The 24685-nt window shown below is 32.1% G+C and carries 18 protein-coding genes; 12 read left to right on the forward strand and 6 right to left on the reverse strand.

The window, feature by feature from the left end:
• Positions 1–244: 244 nt before the first annotated feature.
• Positions 245–703 carry a hypothetical protein gene (locus tag EV143_RS10330; RefSeq protein ID WP_133507855.1) on the forward strand — a complete coding sequence of 153 codons (459 nt, stop codon included), beginning with the start codon at positions 245–247 and terminating at the stop codon, positions 701–703.
• A gap of 87 nt (positions 704–790) precedes the next feature.
• Here the strand turns inward: EV143_RS10330 and EV143_RS10335 are convergent, their stop codons facing one another.
• The 4 genes from EV143_RS10335 to htpG all read right to left on the reverse strand — a co-directional run bounded on the left by EV143_RS10335 (position 791) and on the right by htpG (position 5999).
• Positions 791–1507: a DUF4369 domain-containing protein gene (locus EV143_RS10335; protein ID WP_133507856.1), complete on the reverse strand. Its 717-nt coding sequence runs from the start codon at positions 1505–1507 to the stop codon at positions 791–793.
• A gap of 131 nt (positions 1508–1638) precedes the next feature.
• The gene (locus EV143_RS10340; protein WP_133507857.1) at positions 1639–2469 is read right to left on the reverse strand and encodes a hypothetical protein; all 831 of its coding nucleotides are present in this window, start codon (positions 2467–2469) and stop codon (positions 1639–1641) included.
• 164 nt (positions 2470–2633) lie between these two features.
• Positions 2634–3899: a patatin-like phospholipase family protein gene (locus EV143_RS10345; RefSeq protein WP_133507858.1), complete on the reverse strand. Its 1266-nt coding sequence runs from the start codon at positions 3897–3899 to the stop codon at positions 2634–2636.
• Positions 3900–4115: 216 nt separating this feature from the next.
• Positions 4116–5999, reverse strand: a complete 1884-nt coding sequence (gene htpG, locus EV143_RS10350; protein ID WP_133507859.1) for a molecular chaperone HtpG — start codon at positions 5997–5999, stop codon at positions 4116–4118.
• A gap of 203 nt (positions 6000–6202) precedes the next feature.
• Between htpG and EV143_RS10355 the strand changes: the two genes are divergently transcribed.
• The 5 genes from EV143_RS10355 to EV143_RS10375 all read left to right on the forward strand — a co-directional run bounded on the left by EV143_RS10355 (position 6203) and on the right by EV143_RS10375 (position 10584).
• Positions 6203–6703, forward strand: a complete 501-nt coding sequence (locus EV143_RS10355; protein ID WP_166638136.1) for a lipocalin family protein — start codon at positions 6203–6205, stop codon at positions 6701–6703.
• A gap of 19 nt (positions 6704–6722) precedes the next feature.
• Positions 6723–7418 (forward strand): OmpA family protein, encoded by a 696-nt coding sequence (locus EV143_RS10360; RefSeq protein ID WP_133507860.1) that lies wholly within the window; start codon positions 6723–6725, stop codon positions 7416–7418.
• Between the two features lie 105 nt (positions 7419–7523).
• Positions 7524–8474, forward strand: coding sequence for an ABC transporter ATP-binding protein (locus tag EV143_RS10365; RefSeq protein ID WP_133507861.1), 951 nt, complete (start codon positions 7524–7526; stop codon positions 8472–8474).
• A gap of 222 nt (positions 8475–8696) precedes the next feature.
• The gene (locus EV143_RS10370) at positions 8697–9704 is read left to right on the forward strand and encodes a 3-oxoacyl-ACP synthase III family protein (RefSeq protein WP_133507862.1); all 1008 of its coding nucleotides are present in this window, start codon (positions 8697–8699) and stop codon (positions 9702–9704) included.
• Positions 9705–9912: 208 nt separating this feature from the next.
• On the forward strand, positions 9913–10584 hold the full coding sequence (locus tag EV143_RS10375) for a copper homeostasis protein CutC (protein WP_133507863.1): 672 nt from the start codon (positions 9913–9915) through the stop codon (positions 10582–10584).
• A 100-nt stretch (positions 10585–10684) separates the two neighbouring features.
• Here the strand turns inward: EV143_RS10375 and EV143_RS10380 are convergent, their stop codons facing one another.
• The gene (locus EV143_RS10380; protein ID WP_133507864.1) at positions 10685–13102 is read right to left on the reverse strand and encodes a TonB-dependent receptor domain-containing protein; all 2418 of its coding nucleotides are present in this window, start codon (positions 13100–13102) and stop codon (positions 10685–10687) included.
• Positions 13103–13418: 316 nt separating this feature from the next.
• On the opposite strand from EV143_RS10380, the gene argS reads away from it, so the two are divergent.
• Positions 13419–15197 (forward strand): arginine--tRNA ligase, encoded by a 1779-nt coding sequence (argS, locus tag EV143_RS10385; protein ID WP_133507865.1) that lies wholly within the window; start codon positions 13419–13421, stop codon positions 15195–15197.
• A 74-nt stretch (positions 15198–15271) separates the two neighbouring features.
• Here argS and EV143_RS10390 read toward each other — a convergent pair whose 3' ends face one another.
• Positions 15272–16174: a DUF6607 family protein gene (locus EV143_RS10390; RefSeq protein ID WP_133507866.1), complete on the reverse strand. Its 903-nt coding sequence runs from the start codon at positions 16172–16174 to the stop codon at positions 15272–15274.
• Positions 16175–16278: 104 nt separating this feature from the next.
• On the opposite strand from EV143_RS10390, the gene EV143_RS10395 reads away from it, so the two are divergent.
• The 5 genes from EV143_RS10395 (at position 16279) to EV143_RS10415 (ending at position 24685) form a co-directional block, all read left to right on the forward strand.
• A complete protein-coding gene (locus EV143_RS10395; RefSeq protein ID WP_133507867.1) occupies positions 16279–18390 on the forward strand; it encodes a TonB-dependent receptor plug domain-containing protein in 2112 nt (703 codons plus the stop codon).
• 17 nt (positions 18391–18407) lie between these two features.
• A complete protein-coding gene (locus EV143_RS10400; protein ID WP_133507868.1) occupies positions 18408–19496 on the forward strand; it encodes an HmuY family protein in 1089 nt (362 codons plus the stop codon).
• 232 nt (positions 19497–19728) lie between these two features.
• Positions 19729–21561, forward strand: coding sequence for a T9SS type A sorting domain-containing protein (locus tag EV143_RS10405; RefSeq protein ID WP_133507869.1), 1833 nt, complete (start codon positions 19729–19731; stop codon positions 21559–21561).
• Between the two features lie 225 nt (positions 21562–21786).
• The gene (locus EV143_RS10410) at positions 21787–23271 is read left to right on the forward strand and encodes an SGNH/GDSL hydrolase family protein (RefSeq protein WP_133507870.1); all 1485 of its coding nucleotides are present in this window, start codon (positions 21787–21789) and stop codon (positions 23269–23271) included.
• Between the two features lie 82 nt (positions 23272–23353).
• Positions 23354–24685: a GDSL-type esterase/lipase family protein gene (locus tag EV143_RS10415; RefSeq protein WP_243739838.1), complete on the forward strand. Its 1332-nt coding sequence runs from the start codon at positions 23354–23356 to the stop codon at positions 24683–24685.

Here is a 24685-nt window from a genome sequence, read left to right on the forward strand (position 1 = left end):
GGCTCAACATAAAACCATCACTTTTTAGTGGTGGTTTTTTTTATTCCAAAAAGAATAACTTCATTTTTTTATTTACTTTCCCTATTCACTATCGCTCGGATCTAAATCTAAATAGTTTTAAACTTAGAATTTCCTAAATTCGAATGTTAAGGATTAGATTTCAACTTTAAGCTTGGCAACTTTTAAATCTTCGTAACATTAATTTCCTTATGTTTGTTTCTTAACCAGAAAAATTATTATATAAATGGAAGAAAATTCAGTTTTCGAAAAATTTGAGTTGCAGCTCGACCAAACTGCAAAAGACTTTTTAAGAGAAACTATTAAATGGGCTTACTTTTTAGGGATAGTTGGATTTGTAGGAATCGGGCTTATTTTGGCATTTGCAATTTTTGCAGGAGTTATTTTTTCTCAATTAGGCAGTACAATACCTGGAATGGGAATTTATGGCGGTTCTTTTGGAACCATTATGAGTGTTATTTACTTTTTAATGGCAGCGCTATATTTCTTTCCTGTTTATTATCTATTCAAATTTGCTGTAAATGGTAAAAAAGCTTTTAAAGATAATAACTCGGAAGCTCTTACAGATTCTTTAGGATATCTAAAATCACACTATAAATTTGTTGGAGTTTTAATGGCTTCTATAATAGTTCTATATATTCTATTAATTGTATTTGGAAGTTTGGCCGCTTTAGCAGCGAGATAAAAAGGCGAATCTAAATAATAGAATTTTCTATAAACAAAAACGCCCTGAATTTTCAGGGCGTTTTTTTATTTTAATTAGGTTGAAAAATTATTTTCCCTCTTCCTTTTTTACTTCGGTAACAAATTTAGTTAGCTTTTTTCCGTAAAGTGATTGAGCTACTTTTGGAGTCATAGATTTTTGAATTGTATCTAAAAACTTAACATTGATGTCGTAAATCTCGGCTAAAGCGATATAAGGTGCTATTTCGTGATCTTTATGATTAATGGCAAAGTTTGTAGCGTATAAATATTTTCTTTTGATGTTCGATTGTTGTTTTAAGTCGATACTGTCAATTGCTCTTTGGTCTTGTCTTTTTATTGCCTTGAATTTTGATTCTACCATAGAAAGATTTTCATCAGTAAAACGAGAATTTATCTTTTTATATTCTTCATATAATTCCTGATTTTTAGATCCTGTAATTTTAGCACCGTAAATAAAATTGTCTAAGCTGGTTTCGATATTCATATTACCAGGTTCTGCAAAAAATAAAATATTATTATCTAATGAATTGGTTACCCCGCGATCAAGAAATAAATAAAGCATTTCAGGAGATTCTAATTTTATATCTCTTTCAAAAGTTGAGTTTCCGTCTATTTTAATAGAATCGATGGCAATAAGTGAAGTGTCAACAACTCTTTGAATATATAAAGTTCCGTTTTTTAATCCTTTTATATTTCCTGTTAAGTGTAAACCGTCAGTAGATTCTTTTTTGCTACAAGATGCTAATAGTACAAGTGTAACAAAGGCAATAATTGATTTTTTCATTGGTTTTTAGATTTTGCTGCAAAATAAAGAAAATAGTTTGAATGTATAGAAGTAGCTGTTTAATTTTTACGAAAAATAAATCCCAATCTATTTCTAAATTGGGATTTGTTTATTTTTTAAAAATGAATTAGTTACATAGATAAATTATATCCTACGCCACTTTCGTGTGTATACGTGTAATTACTGTCGCAAGCATTGTTTCCGTAATCAACAACTCCGTTTAAAAAACCTCCTACAACTTTCAATTGTCCTTTCGAAATAAATTCACAAGAATATTTTTTAATCAATGTTTCTTTTACTGTTAATGTCAATGATCCGCCATTATCTGTAGTTACAGTATGAGTTCCATCAGGCATTTCATAAACATTATCATCTAATACATAAGGAGTATCAACACCTGCAGTTTGTTTTACAGTAAGCGTTCCGGAGTTTAGATAAACTCTTCCTTTTAGATCTGTGAATTTTCCGTTAGTTACTTTTCTCGTCCATTGCGGAGTAGTAGGAACAGTAGTTGTATTGGTGTATTCAATAGTTCCTTCCAGTTTTATTCCGTTAATAGAATAGTCAATTCTTTCAATCGTCATTTTGCTTCCGGTAGTAATAACTGGCCCGGAAAGCGTAATTTTTAATTTTCCTTTTCGGGTAAGTTGGTTGCTTACACAACCTGTAGTACCAAAATCTACATTAAATACTTTTGGATATTCTGTTCCGTTTGGTTGAGTAACAATAATAGTACTACAGTTTTCAGGACCTGCATCTGCTATTTTCGTTGTAGGATTACTAGGAGCCGTTACATATAATCCTGTTTTAATATCCATCTCAGTTGTAGCATCAATAGCTACAGATGCTCCAAGAGCGGTAGTATCAGTTTGATTAACAATTTCATCACTTCCAGAAGAACATGAAACATAAACTAATGCTGTTGTGGAAATGGTTAGAAGTAAAAAAATGGTTTTTTTCATCGTAGTTTGAGTTTAAGGTTAGAATTAAAAGGCAATCAAAAATAATAAAAAAATTGGATCTGCATAAAAAAATCCTGTAGGATTGATTTACAGGACTTTAAATGTTATTAACGATAAATATACTATAATTATTGTTCTATAGTGAAGGTCTTAATCGAATTGACTCAAACTGTTTGGTAATATTTACTTTTAGCTCTTCTGATATCTTTATATTTTTCCCAATCAAATTTCGTTAGAAACTCTGCAGCTTTTTGCGCCCCGCGAATAAAGAGGTCTATTTTTGCATCTTCCGTAAGATTAAAATTGAGCCAGTTATGACTTCCGGTATCTATATATCCAATTAAGTTTTTAAAATCCGGATTCTTTTTTAGAAATTCTGAATCATAGCCATATCTCGCCGTATCAAACATAGAGCTTATCAGATTTGAGACTTTTTCATTTTTATTGGTTTCATTTTTATCATAACCCAGTTTTATACCAAATGTTGGTGAGACAGGAACGGTTAGGTTTTCATGAAAAATATCAATTGGAAAATTTGAAATTATTCCTCCATCCATAAATACAACTTCTGAAGGAACCGAGGTTCTTAACCCCGTTTCATCATTCCATTTATTCCAGGCTTCTACGCCTACGGGAATATTTTTAATTTTAAACGGCGTAAAAAATAATGGAATTGACATAGATGCCCTCACGAAATCGGCAGGATTCTGAACATCCGGATTTGAGTAAAATAGATCAATCATTTTTGGAAAAACAATTTTACTTTCGGTCGTAATATCAGCTGCTATAATTGCAATATTACTCCAATGGTCCGGTCTTTTATATTCTTCTCTGTCTCCAAGATTAACCTTATTTATTTGAAATAATGTATTTCCATCCGAGACACCTTTTGATCTTAGTGCCTTTAAATCGGCATAATTTTTTATTCCTTTTTGCGAAAGAAGATTCGAGATCCAGATATGAAAATTATTGCCGGGATTTAAGCCGAGATCATCTTTAAAATTATCTACAACCTGACATCCTTTCATAACAAGTTTAAGATTGCTCGAATCGCTTAACAAAGCATCAATAAATTCTCGTGCGTCCTGATCTCCATCAACAAAATCATATAAATTTTTGTTGCAAAGGCAATCTAGAATCCATTCTGATTTTTCGAGGTCACAAGTACCTGCGGCGGCCATAAGCATGGTATTGATACTGCCGGCAGATGTTCCTGCCAAACTTAAAAAACGAATGCCCATTTTTTCTAAAACATATACATAACCAACCAAAGCAATTCCTAATACACCACCGCCTTCTTGTACTAAATCAACATATTGATTATTGTGGGAGTCTACAATGTCTGAAAATTTTTTGTCCGGAATTTGAGATCTTAAATCTCGCAGAATGGTTAAGACTTCACCATTTTCTGTAAATTTCTTTTTATCCATGATTTCTAAAATTAAGTAATGATTTAAATTTTATTGTATTTTACTTAATATCAGTAGGTTGTGTTTGGTGTGATAAAATTATAGAATTGGTTTTTGCTGGGAAAGGGGATAAATACCCATTTTTTTAATGTAAGTACTTCTTTTCCAATGAAATATAAAAAAAACCTGCAAGTGTTACTTGCAGGTTTTAGTAATTATAGTAAGATTTTAAAATCCTTATTTGATCATTTCAAAACTTCTTTTTACAAAAGCGGTTAAAGCTTCGCCTTTTAAAAGGTTTTGAGATAATTTAGCTAAATCTAAAGCTTGTTTAACCAAATGTTCCTGATGTGATTTATCTTCAGTATTCAGGATATTTGTAGCCAAATCAGAATTTGTATTTACAACTAAATTGTACATTTCCGGCATATTGCCCATTCCGAACATTCCGCCACCGCCAGACTGACTCATTTCTTTCATTCTACGCATAAATTCCGGTTGCGTAATCATGAATGGAGCAGCTTGACTATCCATAGCTTCCAATTGAACGCTATATGCTTTAGGAATATAAGCTTCTAAAGAAGTTTTTAAAGTTTCTTTTTCTTCATCAGATAATTTAGAAATCGTGTTTTCATCTTTTTTGATTAAATTATCTATATGGTCAGAATCTACACGAACAAAAGTTAAACCGCTGTTGTCACCTTCAATTTTTTGAATTAAGTGTGAGATAATCGGAGAGTCTAAAAGTAATACTTCATATCCTTTTTCTTTTGCTGTTTCAATATAAGAGTGTTGCGCTTCTTTATTTCCGGCATAAAGCACAACCAGTTTTCCATCTTTATCCGTTTGTTTTTCTTTTAATTTCTCTTTTAATTCTTCAAGAGTAAAGTAAGTATCATCTACAGTTGGATATAAAACAAATGCGCCAGCTTTTTCGTAGAATTTATCCTCAGAAAGCATTCCGTACTCTAAAACGATTTTAATGTCGTTCCATTTAGCTTCAAAATCAGCACGATTTTCGGTGAATAATGCTTTTAATTTATCAGCTACTTTACGAGTAATATAGTTTGAAATTTTCTTAACTGCACCATCAGCCTGTAAACCAGAACGAGAAACGTTTAATGGAATGTCCGGTGAATCGATAACTCCTTTTAACATTGTCAAAAATTCAGGAACAATTCCTTCTACGTTATCAGTAACGTAAACCTGGTTTTGGTACAATTGAATTTTATCTTTCTGAATTTGTAAATCTGATCCTAATTTAGGGAAATACAAAATACCAGTTAAGTTAAACGGATAATCTACATTTAAATGAATGTTGAATAAAGGCTCTTCGAATTGCATTGGATACAATTCTCTGTAAAAGTTTTTATAATCTTCATCAGATAATTCAGTAGGCTGTTTCGTCCACGCCGGATTTGGATTATTGATGATATTGTCAGTTTCAACTGTTTCGTTGATATAATCTTCAGGAGCATCTTCCGGTTTTGGAAGTGTTTCTGTTCTTGTTCCAAATTTAATTGGAATAGGCATAAACTTGTTATACTTATTCAATAATCCGCTGATTTTAGAATCTTCTAAAAATTCAAGAGAATCTTCGGCAACATGAAGAATGATTTCTGTACCACGTGAAGTTTTGTCAGCCGGCTCTAAAGTAAATTCAGGACTTCCGTCACATGTCCAGTGAGCAGCTGGTTCATCTTTGTATGATTTAGTAATGATTTCTACTTTTTCTGCAACCATAAATGCAGAATAAAAACCAAGACCAAAGTGGCCAATAATTCCAGAATCTTTAGCAGAATCTTTGTATTTATCCAAAAATTCCTCAGCTCCGGAAAAAGCAACCTGATTAATGTATTTTTCTACTTCATCAGCAGTCATACCTAAACCCTGGTCGATAATGTGGATTTTTTTTCCTTCTTTATCAACTTTGATTTCAATAACCGGATTTCCGTATTCGACTTTAGCTTCGCCAATGCTAATAAGGTGTTTTAATTTTAAAGTAGCATCGGTTCCGTTTGATACCAGCTCACGCAAGAAAATTTCGTGATCGCTGTACAAGAACTTTTTGATTAAAGGAAAGATGTTTTCTACTGAAACATTAATTTTACCTGTTGTCATATTTTTTTTATTTTTTAGTTAAAGTAATGGTTTTCATTTCTTCAAATAGAATACCAATTATAATATAATGACAAAATGGCGCAAGTGTTAATTTTGAAAGAAATTAATTAGATTTTAGAACATAACTTGTGCTATGAATTGTATCTTTGTGGTACAGTAATTGTTAAACGTGTAAGTATTAACTTAAATAAAAAATGTTCAAAATGAAGAAAATTATTTTCATTTGCATGATTGCCACGATGTTATTCGCGTGTAAATCAGCTTCGTCAACAGCTTCAACAGAAGCGACACCACTATCGACTAAACTTGACAGACCTTCTCAAGTAGCTATTAAAGGGAATTGGATTTTAACCAATGTAACTTACGCAGGTTCTGATTATATCAAAGTAACTTCTTTCGATCTTGCAGATTCAAAATGCTTTATCGGCAGTACTTGGAATTTCATTTCAAACAATAATAAAGGTACGATGACTTTAACATCAGCTAGCTGTACCTCGTTTACTTCTCCAATTGTGTGGAGTATCAATAATCAAGGACTTTTTGTACTTAAAATTGTTAACCCTGGAACAAAATCAAAAAATGTTAAGGAAGGATACTTATTAAAAGTAGCCGGTTTATCTGATAACTCATTTCAGTTAATCGACAATATTAATGTTGGAGGACAATCTAAGGATGTTACTTACCAATTTCAAAGAGCCAATTAAATAATAAAAAAGAATAAAAATGAAAAAGATAACAGTTTTAGGATTGAGCAGTTTACTTGTATTAGTTAGTTTTTTTGCAAGTTGTGATTCAGTAAAAAATGCAAATAATACACAAAAAGGAGCAGGAATCGGTGTAGTAGCCGGAGGTCTTATTGGAGGTATTTTAGGAAATAATTTAGGAAAAGGCGGTAACGCTGCTTTAGGTGCTGCAATTGGTGCTGCCGTAGGTGGTGGAACTGGTGCACTTATTGGAAACAAAATGGACAAACAAGCTCGTGAAATCGATCAGGCTTTGCCAGGTGCATCAGTTGAAAGAGTAGGTGAAGGAATTCACTTAACTTTAAATGAAAATGCAGTTCGTTTTGATACTAACAAATCTACTTTGACATCTCAGGCGAAAGCAAATTTAGATAAATTGGTTCCTGTATTTAATGAATACGGAGATACTGATATTCAAATTTTTGGTTATACTGATAATACAGGAAAACCAGAATACAACCTGACACTTTCAGGACAAAGAGCAGCATCTGTACAAGCTTATTTAGCTTCAAAAGGATTAAAATCAAGCCGTTTCAAAACTTCAGGTTTAGGAATCGTTGATCCAATTGCAACAAATGATACTCCGGAAGGAAGAGCTCAAAACCGTCGTGTAGAATTCTCAATTACTGCAAACGACAAAATGGTAAATGACGCAAAAGCTGAAGCAGGAAAATAATTTCAGTAGCAATAAAATTTATTAAAAGCTGTTTCTTAATTGAAGCAGCTTTTTTTTTGACTTTAGAAATTAAACATTGTAAATTTGGACTTTCAAATACACCCCATGCTCGATATTAAAAATATTTCATTTTCGTACACAGAAAATCCCGTTATTAAAAACGTATCTTTTACTATAAATAAAGGAGAAAATATTGCCATTATAGGAGAGAGCGGTTGCGGAAAAAGCACTTTGCTTAAACTTATGTATGGTTTATATGATCTAAATGAAGGTCAGATTTCGTATAATGAAAAACCAATTTTAGGTCCTAAATATAATTTGATTCCCGGAATGCCTTATATGAAATATTTGGCTCAGGATTTTGATTTGTCTCTATTTGAAACTGTTGCAGAAAACGTGGGAAAGTTTCTTTCAAACGGTTTTGCCAACATGAAAAAACTGCGCGTTCAGGAATTACTGGAAATGGTAGAAATGGAGCAATTCTCTAACGTAAAAACTAAATATTTAAGCGGAGGACAAATGCAGCGTGTAGCTTTGGTTCGCGTTCTGGCATTAGAACCCGAAGTAATTTTACTTGATGAACCCTTTAGCCAAATTGATGCCTTTCGTAAAAACGCATTGCGCCGTAATTTATTTAGATATTTAAAGCAGAAAGGAATTACTTGTATTATCGCAACACATGATAGTACAGATGCTTTGTCGTTTGCAGATGAAGTAATTGTAATGCGTAACGGAGAAGTTATTGTAAAAGGTGATCCAACAAAAATTTACGAAGATCCGGAAACTAAATATGTAGCTTCATTATTTGGAGAAGTGAATGAAGTTGCAACACATTTGCTCGTTCCTTACGAAGATGAAACGCATAAAACATTAGTATATCCGCATCAGTTTAAAATGGTTGCAGAATCTAACTTGCCGGTAAAAATCAGGCGGACTTATTTTAGGGGAAATCATTATTTAATAGAATCAGTTTATAAACGTCAGTTAATATTTTTTGAAAGTGAAATTGATTTACCTCTTGAAGAAAATGTTTTTCTGAGTTTAAATTATTTATAAGATAAAAAGCCATAAACTGTAAAATGAGTTTATGGCTTTTTAATTTTTATGTATGTTTTTGAGGTAAAAACTGTTTTTCTATCAATAAAAAGATACTAACGAATATATAATTAAAAGATATTAAATTGCTAATTACGAAAAAAACAGTAATTTGTACGCTAATGTTTTAAAGTATACCTAAATTTGCAATCCAATTTTTTTAACAAATAACAAAAAGAATATATGTATCATTCAAAAATAGCGGGCTTAGGATATTATGTTCCTTCTAATGTTGTGACAAACGATGATTTGTCTAAACTTATTGATACCAATGATGAATGGATTCAGGAGCGAACAGGTATTCAGGAGCGTCGACATATTATTCGTGGAGAAGATACCACAACTTCAATGGGAGTTAAAGCGGCTAAAATTGCAATAGAGCGTTCTGGCGTTGCCAAAGAAGATATTGATTTTGTAGTTTTTGCTACATTAAGTCCTGATTACTATTTTCCAGGACCAGGAGTTTTAGTACAACGTGATTTAGGTTTACGCACAGTAGGTGCATTAGACGTTAGAAACCAATGTTCAGGATTTGTTTATGCCATTTCTGTTGCAGATCAATACATTAAAACCGGAATGTATAAAAATATTTTGGTAATTGGCTCTGAAGTACATTCGACAGGATTAGATATGACGACTCGCGGTCGTGGCGTTTCGGTAATTTTTGGAGATGGAGCGGGAGCTGCGGTTTTAAGCCGTGAAGAAGATTTATCAAAAGGAATTTTATCAACTCATTTACATTCTGAAGGACAACATGCTGAGGAATTAGCTTTGCAGGCACCAGGAATGGGTGCACGTTGGGTAACTGACATTTTAGCTGATAATGATCCGAATGATGAAAGTTATTATCCTTATATGAATGGACAATTTGTGTTTAAAAACGCAGTAGTTCGTTTTGCTGAGGTAATCAATGAAGGATTAGAAGCAAACGGTTTGCAAGTTTCAGATATTGATATGTTGATTCCACATCAGGCGAATTTGAGAATTTCACAATTCATTCAAAACAAATTCAAATTAACGGATGATCAGGTTCACAATAATATCGAGAAATACGGAAATACAACAGCAGCCTCTATTCCAATTGCTTTGACAGAAGCTTGGGAACAAGGAAAAATCAAATCAGGAGATACAGTTGTTTTAGCTGCTTTCGGTAGCGGATTTACTTGGGCAAGTGCTATTATTAAATGGTAATTTAAACCGTTTTACATTATATTTTAAAACCTGCTCATTTTTATGAGCAGGTTTTTTTATAAATTCGTGTTTTGTTACATAATTTTGTCATTGCGAGGAACGAAGCAACCACACTTGCAATCGGTAAATTTGCCTATTCAAAAGACAAACTTGTTGAGTTTGTTTCGTTCCTCGCAATGACAAACGATGAAATTATCCCTAAATCAAAATGAAAAAAAATCAACTAGAAATAGCGTGCTTCAATTACGAATCGGCATTAATTGCTCAGGAAAGTGGAGTTGACAGAATCGAATTGTGCGAAAATATGCAATTGGGAGGAACAACGCCTAATACTATTTTGGCTGTGAAAGTTCGTGAAAAATTAGCCATTAAAATGCATGTTATTATCCGGCCTCGTGGCGGAGATTTTGTTTATACCGATGAGGAAGTTGTTGAAATGAAACAAGATATCAAGCAATTTAAAAAGTTGGGTATCGATGGTTTTGTTTTTGGAATTTTAAATCCTGACGGAACTGTCAATAAAAAACAAAATCGGGAATTAGTCAATCTGGCAAGTCCGCTTTCATGTACTTTTCATCGTGCTTTTGATGTTGTTACAGATATGAAACAATCTCTTGAAGATGTAATTGATTGTGGTTTTAAGACCATTCTGACTTCCGGGAAAGGAGCAACTGTTGAAGAAGGAATTTTCGATTTAGAAAAAATCCAGAAATGGGCAAAAGACCGAATAGAAATTATGCCTGGCGGAGGTTTGCGATCTTCGAATATAAAATTAATACAGGATAAATTAGAACCTACTTTTTATCATTCATCAGCCATTACAGATAAAACAGAAACGGCAAACCCTGAAGAAATAAAGGAATTACGAAATTTTTTATAAAACATAAAATAAAAAGGCCTGGAGTTGGCATACTCCAGGCCTTTTTTTCTACAAGAAAATTATTCAAAAATTATTCAAATTATCTAATTAAGAAGCAGTTTTAAAACATTCCGCCGCCATCTTTAGTAGTGTTGTCTTCTCTTTGTTTACGTTGAAGGTTCTTGATTTTTGCACCCCCAAAGTTGTACGTTAAACCTAAATAAACGGTTTGACTTTCCCAGCTAAATTGTCCTGCCTGAGGATAAGGATACATAGTATCAAAAGCATATTTCATAGTGTTGAACACGTCATTGAAACGTAAACTGATGTTCATCTTGCTGTCTAACAATGTATAACGTGAACCTATGTCCATTTTGTACATTTCATGGCTATTATTTTGCAAACCATCTGTAGCGCCTCTGTAAAATCCAAATAATAAAAAGCTTAAACGTTTATTTACTTTGAAGTTTGAGTTCATTCGGCCATTAAAAGCTGCAACTGTAATTTTTCTTTCAACAGGGTTACTTGTTTTTGTTGGTCTATCATACAGAAAAACAATTCCTTGCTGATTAATGCTAGAGAAATCAATAGATGGAGAAATATCCCACCATTTTGTAATTTTATAATTAAAAGAAGCTTCAACCCCGTATGCAGTGTTGTGATCGTAGTTTGTAAAAGACATAATTTGTTTATTGCCATCTGTATCAGTTTCATCAGGATATAAGATTCTGCTGATTTGGTCATTGATACTTCTTACATAAACTCCGGTAGTAAAACTTCCTTTTTCAAAAGTTTTAGTATAATTTACTTCTACAGAATTTGTAAACTGAGGTCTTAACTCTGGATTTCCTAACGAAGTTACTAACGGTGTAGAAAACTCACGAATAGGTTTTGTCTGTTCTAAACTTGGGCGGTCAACACGACGGCTATAGCTAAATTGGAAAGTGTTTTTCTCATTTAGATTGTAAGTAAAATAAGCAGATGGGTATAAGGTAATATAATCGTCATCAAATTTTTCCGCACCGTAATTTAAATTAGCTGCCACTTTGTAGCTTTCAAAACGTGCCCCCACTTGGTATCTGAATTTTTTGTATTTCTGACCAAAAGTTACATAAGCAGAGTAAATATCTGTATCGTAAGTATAGTTTGAAATTTGATTTTGAGCTGGAACAGTCAGGTTTGTTCTTGCGTAATCACTGTCAGTTCTTGTGATTCTTGCTTCAGCACCAGCCTCAAGAGTAGATTTTTCATTTAGAGGGTTCACATAATCCACATTAAATGTGCTTAGTTTTCTATCTCCTTTAATTAAATCATTGTAAATTAAATTTTGTGCTGTATTGTCAGGAGCTGTAGTTTTAGTGTCAAATTCCGCATTTTGCGTTTCTTTACTATCGCTATAATTTCCTTCAAAATCTAAAGTATGACCTTCTTTTTTAAAGATGTGTTTATAAGCCAGATTGTAAGTACCAGTTGTTTCAGGTCCCCAGTATCTTGATTTTTGGTAAATGTTTAAAATATCAGGATCTCCATTATTATAATCAATATCTGTGTTTACAAAGCCTTTTCCAGTTGATTTGTTTTGGTTTGTGTAGATAGACAAAGTGTTATGATCATCAATTAAATAATCCATACCGATTTTGTACAGGTAAGAATCATTATCATTTTTAATGTCCAACGTCTGAGTAATATCTTGATCTAATCTGTTTATGAAACCATCATTAAAATAAGTTCCAAAATTTTGACCTACATTTCCAAAGAAATTTACTTTTCCGGTTTTGTAGTTTAAATCTAAAGACTGATTGTATTTTGCCGTTTCTCCAAAAGTGATTCCACCGCTGTAACTTCCGTTAAAACCAGTATTGGCATTTTTATGCAAAACAATATTAATGATTCCAGACATTCCTTCCGGATTGTATTTCGCACTAGGATTGGTAATCAACTCAATTTTTTTGATAGAAGTTGACGGAATTTGTTTTAATAACTGAGCTGGATCAATATTAGAAGGACGTCCGTCAATCAGTACACGAACATTGTCATTTCCGCGAAGCGAAAGTTTCCCATCCTGATCAACATTCACAGACGGAATATTATTCATAATATCAGATGCAGAAGCTCCGGCTGTAGTTAAATCTTTTCCGACAGTAATTACTTTTCGGTCAATTTTTTGTTCAATTGTCGAGCGTTCGCTAACAATATTTACTCCTTTAAGCTGTGTTGCTTCTTCTTCAAGAGAAATATTAACCGTTGCAGTTTTTTTATTGTCGCTTAAAATAACAGTTCCAATATATTTTCTGAATCCGATGTATTGAATTTCGATAGTATAGCTTTTTAAAGCCAGGTTTTTAATTGTAAAATCTCCGTTGTCATCTGTGTTTACTCCAGATACTACTTTTCCGTTATCTTTAATTGAAACTGTAGCATAAGAAATGGGTGCATTGGTGGTTTTTTCGATAATTTTTCCGGAAACTGTTCCTGAATTTTGTGTCTGTGCTGTTGTAATTACACCCAGTAATACGAACAGAAAGAATTTTAATTTCATATGGTACTAATTGATTATTTTAATTTGATTGATGATGATGATTAAATGGGTAATTATTTTTCTATAAATAAATTTAAAGTTGCTAGTAAGACTGTTTTGCTGTAGAATTGTTACAACAAATTCATAATTAAAAATTAAATTTTTTCTAGGGGTTCTGTTTTATAAGAGTTTAAGGTTTTAATTTTTTGATAATTTTAACAATTGAAACAGATTACTTTTTGAAAAATTCGTATCAATTTCTGTTATTTTATATCTTTTTCGTTTTCTCTAATTGATGAATAAGCAGTATCTTTGCTCACTTTAAAAATAAGTTTACATGTCATTATCACAAATTTTAACGCCTTCTGTACAAAAAGCAATACAAGCATTATTTGATGTTACTGTTGATAAAATCGAATTTCAAACTACCAGAAAAGAGTTTGAAGGCGATATTACGATGGTAATCTTTCCTTTATTGAAAGTGATTAAAAGCAATCCTGTCGAATTAGGAAATAAAATTGGAAATTATTTGGTTGACAATGTTAGTGAAGTAGCACGTTTTAATGTAGTTTCAGGTTTCTTAAATATTGTAATTGCAGATAGTTATTATTTGAATTTCTTTAATGAAATAAAAGACAATACTAAATTTGGATACATAACACCGAATCCGGACGACAAAGCTATTATGGTCGAATATTCTTCTCCAAATACAAATAAACCTTTGCACTTAGGTCATGTTCGTAACAATTTGTTGGGATATTCTGTGGCTGAAATTATAAAAGCTTCTGGTAAAAAAGTATACAAAACTCAAATCATAAACGATCGTGGAATTCATATCTGCAAATCGATGTTGGCCTGGGAAAAATTCGGAAATGGTGAAACGCCTCAAACTTCAAATCTAAAAGGCGATAAACTCGTTGGTAAATATTATGTTGAGTTTGACAAAGCTTACAAAGCAGAAATTAATCAATTAATTGAAACCGGTAAAACCGAAGAAGAAGCTAAAAAACAAGCTCCAATTATTATAGAGGCGCAAGAAATGCTTAAGAAATGGGAAGCTGGCGATGAGCAGGTAATATCACTTTGGAAAAAAATGAACGAATGGGTGTACGAAGGTTTTGCGACGACATATACTAATTTGGGTGTTAATTTTGATAAATATTATTACGAAAGCAATACCTATTTATTAGGAAAAGATGTGGTTCAGGTAGGTTTGGATAAAGGTGTTTTTGAAAAAGATCCTGATGGTTCAGTTTGGATAGATTTGACTGATGAAGGTCTTGATCGTAAAATTGTATTGCGTTCAGACGGAACTGCGGTTTATATGACACAAGATATTGGAACTGCAATTCAGCGTGTAAAAGATATGCCGGATGTGGGCGGAATGGTTTACACTGTTGGAAATGAACAAGATTACCACTTTAAAGTACTATTTCTAATTCTAAAAAAATTAGGTTTTGACTGGGCTTCAAGTCTGTATCATTTATCATACGGAATGGTTGATTTACCATCAGGAAAAATGAAAAGCCGTGAAGGAACTGTTGTAGATGCTGATGATTTGATGCAAAATATGACGGATACAGCCAAACAAATTTCAGAAGATTTAGGAAAGTTAGATAGTTATTCTGCTGAAGAGAAAGCAAAATTGTACAAAACAATTGGTCTTGGTGCCCTTAAATATTACATTTTAAAAGTTGATCCTAAAAAACGTATTTTGTTTAATCCTGAAGAATCAGTTGATTTTGCCGGAAATACAGGTCCATTTATTCAGTATACTTACGCAAGAATTCAATCCATTATTCGTAAATCCGATTTTGATTTTTCTGCAAAAACAAATACCGAAGAACTTCACGAAAAAGAAAAAGAGTTGGTAAAACAAATCGAACTGTTTCCGGAAGTAATTCAAAATGCTGCTCAAAATCATAGTCCTGCTTTAATTGCAAATTATACTTACGATTTGGTAAAAGAATACAATTCGTTTTATCAATCTGTACATATTTTAGGCGAAGTAGATTTGACAAAAAAAATATTCAGAGTTCAGCTTTCTCAAAAAGTAGCCGAAGTTATAAAATCTGCTTTCACTTTATTAGGAATTGAAGTTCCGGAAAGAATGTAAGAATTTTAAAATTGCATATTAAAAAGCCGATAGTCCTAAAACTATTGGCTTTTTTACAACTAACACAAACATTTTTATTTTACGAACTTGTCGATAATTGCATCTGATTCTGCTTTTGTAGCGTTTGGTTTTAAATCAAACAAAAGAGAATACAACGCTTTTCTATCAACTTTAGCTTCTAAGTTTAAGTCTTGGTGTCTGTCAAAAAGGGTTTGCCATTTGTCACGGACATTTTTCCAAAGCGCATTGTTTTCTTTCCACCATTTTTGACCGGCAATACATTTAATATCCGGAACTTTAGTATAAATATCCATTCCTTTTTCTTCTGCTAGCAAAACATCTTTTCCGCTGTCATCTCTAATAAGTTTAGCATTGTCTTGCTCATGATTCCAACCAGTAGCAGTAATTTCGTGAATGTTTCTTCTTTTTAGAACATTATAGTCATTACGTTTTGTCTGCTCTCTTCTTGGCAGAGGAGCATCTGTAACATTCGACCAGTAATTTTCTCCGTCAACATGCACCCAGGTTGAAGATCCCTCATATCTAGGACTATCGTCTACCTGAAATACCTTTTGAGTCCATTGTCCTTTAACCGCTTTCTTGTCTAATTTTTTATATTTCCAGGAATTGTTTTTATCGAAAGAATATAAGTCAGTGTTTTCATAAAGCCAATCTTGTCTCCAGTGTTTTATGATCATATCAGCACTTACAATCAATAAATGCTGCATAACGATTTTATTTGGCGTGTCTTCTAATAATTCTACCCATTCCAAAGCAGATTCATGTTTTGTTTCTGAAGGTTTGTACGTAAGAGAATCTTTAGGATACTGAAAGGTTTCAGTAAAATTAAATTTCACTTCATAACAACCGCACATCGACTTAATTGATTTGATGTCTTGTTGCTTTTTATCCTGACTAAAGCCAAGACTGCATGTCAAAGCCATAACGGCTGAAAAATAGAAACTTTTTGAAATCATAACTTATTATGTTTAAATAATTTTTTGGCAAATATATAAATTTTATTTAGAACAAATAAAAATAGTTATATATTTGCATCAGTTATTAAGAATGAATAAAAATAATGAAAATAAAAATTACCCTATTTATTGCCGTTTTAATATGCCAGGTTTCTTTTTCGCAGGAAAAAGATACTACGGCTGTAAATAAGCTTTCAGAAGTAGTTGTTACAGGTCAGTTTGAACCACAATCAATTAAAAAATCAGTTTTTAATGTGCGGGTAATATCAAGTCAGGATATTCAAAATTTGGCAGCAAATAATTTAGCAGATGTTTTAAATCAGTATTTAAATATTACAGTGAGACCAAGCAGTACAAGTGGACGTTCGACTGTTTCGTTATTTGGCTTAGATGCACAGTACTTTAAAATTTTAGTTGACAATGTACCACTGGTTAATGAAGTAGGGTTGGGTAATAATACAGATTTATCTCAAATCAACCTTAATGATGTTGATCATATTGAAATTGTAGAAGGGTCTATGGGAGTTACTTATGGTGCCAATGCTGTTAGCGGAGTTTTAAATATCATTACCAAAAAATCTTCAAAATATAAATGGGCCATTACAGCTTCTGTTCAGGAAGAAACTATTGGCGATGAATATTCTCTTTTTAAAGAAGGACGTCACATTCAGTCTTTGAAAGTTTCTCATACATTCAATAAAAACTGGTTTGTTTCATTGGGAGCAAATCGTAATGATTTTCAAGGTTATCTAAATGATAAAAATGGAATAGATTACAGCGAAAATGACGGTACTCGTGGTTACAGATGGTTGCCTAAAGATCAATTAAACGGTACGGCATTAATAGCTTATCATAAAGATAATTTCCGTTTTTTTTACAAATTCGAATACTTAGATGAAAATGTAGACTATTATAATAGTACAGTACAATCGGGTTTTAATCCTATTCTTGGAGCATATCGATATGCAGATGATAAAAGATATTTAACTAATAGATACTTTCATAATTTAAATGCTACCGGCAAATTGTTTTCTCAATTGAATTATAATGTTTCTCTATCACATCAAAAACAACAACGTGATGTAGAAGATTTTAAATATTATTTAGCTTCAAAAAAAGAGGAGAATAATGCTACAGTAAAAGATCAATCTATGGAAGTTCTTTATTCTACAGGAACTTTAAATAACTTCTTTTCAGACAAAACGGTTGACTTACAATTAGGATATGAATTTGTAAACAACAAAGGATTTTCACTTGTTCAGGAAGCAAGTAATAAGTTAACTCCTATAGGTAAAACGCTTGAGAATTATGACTTTTTTGCTTCCTCAGAAATTATGGCAACCGAAAGATTTTCTATTCGTCCAGGATTAAGATTTTCTGCCCAATCAAGGTTTAATAATCAATTTGCATCTTCTATAGGTTTAAGATATTTGTTTGATAAAGGAGTCGAGTTGCGAGGTTCTTATGGTAATGGTTTCCGTACACCAAATTTTGAGGAATTATATTCCAAACAAATTTTTGATGGCCACTTTTTCGTTGGAAATGAAAACCTTATTCCTGAAACTAGTGCTTCTTACGAAAGTAGTCTTAAAAAAACAACTACATTTTCTTCAGGATTACAAATGTCAAACACACTGTCTGGGAGTTACTTAAATGTTGACGACCGAATTGATATGGCATTAATAAGATTTAATCCAGACACAGGTAATCCGGAATATCAATACATCAATATTAGTAAGTACAGAGTATGGAATTTTTCTACTATGAACCAATTCAAGAAAGATAATTTTACTTTAAATATTGGAGCTGCAGTGATAGGTGTGTCTCAAAAAATAGAGAATCAGGTATTTGTATCAGATGATAAGTTTCTTTATTCTTTCAATTTAAATGCTAGTTTTTCTTATATGATTCCGAAATGGAATACAACTTTTTCAGGTTATTATAAATATAATGGAAAGACGCAACAATATATTGAAGGATCATCGTCATATATCTTGTCTAAAGTTGATCCTGGTAATTGGCTGGATGTTTCTATTCGAAAAAATTTCTTCAAAAACCAGTTGGAAGTAACGGTTGGAGCGAGAAATATTTTTGACATAACAAATGTAACACAAACTGGTACAAACCAAGCTGCCGGACATGCAGCACCTGGAGAAGTAATGCTCGCTTACGGACGTTCTTATTTCTTAAAATTAGCATATAACCTTAATCTTTAATATAATTAATAAATATCATGAAAAAAACGTTTTTATTTTTATCCTTTGCTTTATTGACACTTGGATCTTGTTCAAGTGATGACGATAATACTGTTACTCCAGAAGGACCTTCGATTGGAGCCACTTTGCAGCCTTCTGTTGGTGGACCAAATGAACCAAATCAGGTTTATTTAGACTTAAGTACACAAGAATCTAAATCGGTAAACAGAGTAGCTTGGGACTTTGGTTTCTCTTCTGGGACTGATTTTAGAGTTGTAATAAACGGATCAGTTAAAATGGCGGTTAAAAAATTGGAAACATCTGATATTACTTTGCCTCAGGAAATTGATGCTAATGTAACAGTTGGAGCTGGAACAACATTAGCCTCAAATGGGTATGTTGATAATCCTACAGGCGTTTTGGCTGGTGCAGGATCGGGAATTGGAACTGCTATTGCAGAGATTTCAGCTACAGATGCAGAAAACAAGGTTTATCTCGTTAATATGGGAGCTTTAGTTGGAACAGAAGTTCCTAAAAAAGGTTCAGTTATAGTTGATGGAGAATCTAGAGGATGGAAAAAAGTTAGAATTTTAAGAAGCGGTACTGGATATAAAATTCAATATGCTGATTTAACTTCTGCTACTTTTACAGAGAAAACAATTTCTAAAGACACTGCTTTCAATTTTTCATTTTTTAGTCTAGCTTCTGGAAATACAGTTTCTGTAGAGCCTGAAAAAGCAAAATGGGATTTAAACTTTACAGTGTTTACAAATTATCTAAACATGGGTAATGGCGAAGTTACATATGGTTATTCAGATTTTATTACAACAAATGCTAAGGGAGGAGCGCAGGTTTATCAAGTTTTAGTTTCTACTATAGCTTACGCAGATTTTACAAAAGCAAAAGTTGTTGAAGATAGTTTTAAAGCTTCTGTTAATGATCAAAGAATAATTGGAGCTAGCTGGAGAAATGGTGGTAGTGATACTACTTTACCAAGTATTAGAACAGATCGTTTTTATGTGGTTAAAGATGCAGAAGGAAACTACTACAAAGTAAAATTACTTACTATGCTGAATGAAGCAGGAGAAAGAGGAAACGTTACTTTAGAGTATGCTATTTTAAATTAAAATAATTTTAATAACCTCGGTAATTTTTTATTCGAGGTAATTTTTTAATCTTTTTCTTTGTTTTAATATGAATAAATTTACTTTTTTCTCTTGCTGATTTATTGTCATGCATTTATTTTTAAGTTGAATGAGTATAAAATATCTATTACTAAAAAACAAAATTTAATTTTAATTATTTGATATAATAATTAAGAACAACAAATAATTTAATCTCAATAAATAATAAGTCATTATGAAATTAAAATTACTATTATTAATGTCTTTACTTTTTTTTGTAGAGATTGGTTTTGCTCAAAATACTGTAACATACAGTTCTTTAACTAATACAATTAATGTTAATTCAGGTGTAGAAGGAACTGTTGATATATTAGTTAATTGCTACGGAAACAGTAGTACACAAGTTTTTCTTGATGCTTTACAATCATGTGGTAATAATGATGGTATTTTATCAACAAGCTACACAAATGGAAATATATTAATACCAAGGCAAAATACTACTATTAGATATAAGTTTAAAAAAACAGTAACGATAGATACTCAAATTGTTTATAAGTTTTCTACAAATGGAAGCTGTACACAAGCTGAATCTCAAATGATTAAGATTACTGTGAATTATAAGGCAGGGTCAACTACAACTCCAACTAATCCAACCACCAATGTAATTGATGCTGGAGACAAATTAACAATAGATGAAAGTCAAGAAGTTGTTTCTATTTGGGGTAGTTCTATGCCTGGTTATTCATATTCTTGGCAAATAAAAAAAGAGAATGGAAATTGGGTTACTATCCCAAATGAAGTTTTTTCAACTTATAATGGGCTATTTTATACAGGTATATGTACATATCGAAGAGGTGTTACAAAAAGCACAATTACATCTTATAGTAATGAAATTACTTTTACAATAATTCCTTCTCCAATTATAAATAACTCAATTAACTTCAATACTTCTGGTTCAGGAATCATAGGTAGTAATCCTTCTGGAGGTAGAATAAATAGTTATCAATATTCTTGGGTATTAAGAGGGGGGCTTGAGGATATTGTATTTCCAGATGCTACGGGACAAAATTTAGAATTTCCTTCTTGGCTATATAGTCCAGCAAACGAAAATCTAAAAGCTACTACTGGCCTATACGTTATCAGATTTGTAAAATCTGGGTCGCAAACTTTATCAAGTAATTTATTGAAATTAGAACCCACGCCAACTGTACAAAATAATGCAATTACTTTAAATGGATCTACTATTTCGGGTAGTTTACCAACAGGAGGAAATGGAACTTATGAATATTCGTGGTTATATACGAGTGAAGAAATAGGAACATTTGAATTTCCGGAAGTTGGGCAAAATTTAGAACTTCCTTCGTGGATATATAATCCTAATCTACCAATAAATGTCTATCAGGGTGTGACTGTTATCAGAGTTGTAAAATCTGGAAATCGATCTGTTTCGAGTAATACATTGAAACTGGTACCTTTTCCAGCTACTGAAAATAATACAATTACTTTAAATGGATCGACAATTTCAGGTAGTGTACCAACAGGAGGAAATGGGATATATGAATATTCTTGGGTATACACGAGTGAAGATATAGGAACATTTGAATTTCCAGGAGAGGTTGGGCAGAATCTACAACTTCCTTCATGGGTATATAATTCTAATCTACCAATAAATGTCTATTATGGTATGACTGTTACAAGAATTGTGAAATCTAGAAATCGACCTGCGTCGAGTAATATATTGAAAATTTTACCTTTAAGTAGTAATAAGATTGCACTTAATGATGCTGCTATTCAGAGCGATTTGTCTGTGGAAGAACTAGTGACAGTTTATCCAAACCCAACATCTGGATCTATAAACTTCTCAACTAATTTTTCAACTGATAAACAAATTGAAATCATTTTGTATTCAGAAAAATTAGGAAATGAGAAATCAGTTTATAAAGGAACAGTAACACCAAATCAAGTTATAAATTGGAATATTCCTGCGAGTTATCAAAAAGGAATTTATTTTTATAAAATTCTTTCAGGGAATAAAGAATTTAGAACAGGTAAAATCATAGTTCAATAATACAATCAATATTGATTTAAAATCTAGTCAATCATTAGCTTTGTTTTTTTTATTTTTTTTGAAAGAGGTTAGATTTATCTGACCTCTTTTTTTGTTTTATTTTTAATCGTTAAAAAGAACTAAAATTAATGTTTAATGTTATCTTTGCACGTGTTTTTTATAAGGAATTAGCAGAAATTATTATAAAATTTTTGTAATCCTATTCTTTAAATTTATTATAATTAAGTGAATACAAAATCATATTTTTTTCAGTCTTTTGCTATTGTAGCATTAGCATTCATAGCTTTTATAGGATTTAAACAAGTCTTACCGGATAAAATCTTTTCGGATAGTAAAATCGATTCTAAAAATGTACTTATTGATAGTTTGCTTCTGGAATCAGTAGCAAATGATTCCCTCTCACCTAAAAGTGATAGTATTGCCGAAATTGAAAGACAGGAAGCGCAGCAAAAAATTAATTTTGATGCTTCTGAAGGAATCGAATTTCCATCAGAAACTTTTGATAACTACAAAGGATATCAATACCTGATTTCGTTTTATGAAAAATTATATCAATTAGAACATAATCCGCAAGCCAAAGTGAGAATTGCCTATTACGGTGATTCTATGACCGATGGCGATTTGATTGTTCAGGATGTAAGAGCAAATTATCAACAGCGTTTTGGAGGAAATGGAGTTGGATTTGTTCCGATAACTTCAGAATCTGCTGCATCAAGAGGTTCCGTAAAATCTTCGTATTCTAAAAACTGGAAAACACAATCGTATCTAAACGTAAAAAGACCAACAAATCCGTTTGGTGTAAACGGCCATGTTTTTTATGCAAATGATACTAAAAATCAAACTTGGGTTCAATACGAAGCCGGACTTAGTAAATTCTCGACTTCTCTGGATAATCCAACCTTGTTTTATGGAAAATCGCACAGAAAAGGAAATGTCAATTTTATTATTGGGAAAGATACAATTCGAAAAACGCTTAATCCGAATAATTTAGTGAATACCATGAAAGTGGCTTCTGGAAGTATCAAGTCATTTAAAGCCAATTTTGTACAAGCCGATTCTATCCCAATTTATGGATTTAATTTTGATAACGGAACAGGAGTTCACGTAGATAATTTTTCGCAAAGAGGAAATTCAGGTTTGCCGATTTCTATTTTTGATTCCGCAGTAATGCAGTCCTTCAACAACACATTGAAATACGATTTGATTATTTTGCACTACGGAACCAATGTTTTAAATTACGGAACCAAGAATTATTACTGGTACGAAAAAGGGATGAAAAAAGTAGTGAATAAAATCAGAGAATCTTTTCCCGGAGTTTCTATTTTGATTGTTTCAACCGCTGATAAATCGACCAAATATGATCTGGAAATGAAAACAGATTCAGCAGTAGTGCCTTTAATGAAAGCCCAAAAAAGATATGCTTTAGAAACAGAATCCGGATTTGTGAATCTATATACTTTAATGGGCGGAGACGGATCTATGGTAAAATGGGCTGATGAAACGCCGGCAAAAGCCAATAAAGATTACACACATTTTAATCAGCGTGGAGCAAAGGCTATAGGTAATTTATTATATGAGCAATTAAATAAAGGATACGAACAATATAAGGCGCTGCGTGAAAAACGAGATGTTGTTGCAGACAAACCCAGAACAGTCAGAAAAGCAAAAGCAGATTCTGTTGCTGTTAAAAAAGATAGTATAAATGAATAAACTTATTATTTTCTTTTGTTGTCTTTTCTTCTCAACAAATGATAAAACACCAAAGCCAGTCTCACATCCAATAACTAAAAATATGAGTAGTAAAATCGACAGTACAGCGGTTGAAGTTTATACTGGCAATCACATTTATAATGATAAAGTTTTAGAAAGTGTTTTTAAGAAATTAAAAGAAAACGAAAGTCAAAATAATCAGAAAATAAACATTGTTCATATTGGGGATTCTCACATTCAGGGAGATTTAATGACCAATAAAATTCGTAAAATATTGCAGCAGCAATTCGGCAACGCAGGACGCGGACTTGTTTTTCCGTATCAATTAGCTAAAACAAACGGTTCTTATAACGAACGATTTTCTTCAAACAGAACATGGGAAAGTTATCGCAACATTAATCCTTTTAAAAGTGTTCCGATTGGTGTAAGCGGAATTGCACTTTGGAGAGACAGCGGTGGTTTTGCAGTACAGTTGAATGTAAAAGATCCTGCTTATAAATTCAATTCAATTCATATTATTACACCTCAAAATCAGAATATGTTTGATTTGGCAATATCATCTCAAACGAATATTATGCAGGGAACAGAACGAAAAACAATAAAACATAAAATTAAAAAAGGAGAAGCAATCTCAGTAATTGCTGATAAATACAACATTTCAGTTGCCGAAATAAAAAGAGAAAACAACCTGAAATCCAATAATATTCGTGCCGGAAGAACATTAAAAATCTTAACAAACGAAACGAAACCAAAAATCATTAAAAGTTCAGAATTTGTTCCTTTAAACCTTGAATCTGATGCGTTTTCACATTATTACAAAACAGAAAAAGCATTAGATAAAATTTATTTGGTTCCGAATAAAAGCGCATCAAAATACGAACTTAATGGTCTTGTTTTAGAAAAAGACAATTCAGGGCTAATTTATAGCAGTATTGGAGTAAATGGCGCTAAGTTCTCAGATTATAATAAATATCCGTTATTTTTTGAGCAATTAAAACCCTTGCATCCTGATGTATTGATTTTTTCATTAGGAACAAATGAAAGTTATGATCATATGGAAGCTTCTGCCTACATAAGGGAATTACGTGAATTTATAAAAAATATAAAAGATCAAAACAGCAATGTTTCTATAATTGTCATGACTCCGCCTCCTTCATTGCTTAAAGGAAGAAGACCTAACGTTTATGTTCGAGATTATGCAAAAAGCATTATCGAAATTGCACAAACCGATGGTTTTGCAGTTTGGGATTTATACGATGAATTTGGAGGAATGGAAGGAATTCGAAATCTAAAATCTGCAGGATTAATAGGTCCGGATTGGGTTCATTATTCTAAAAAAGGATATGAAAAACAAGGTAATTTGTTTGCCGAAGCATTTTTAAAAGCATACGATAATTTTAAATTAAAGAAATAA

It is taken from the genome of Flavobacterium chryseum (assembly GCF_004362015.1).
GTDB lineage: Bacteria > Bacteroidota > Bacteroidia > Flavobacteriales > Flavobacteriaceae > Flavobacterium.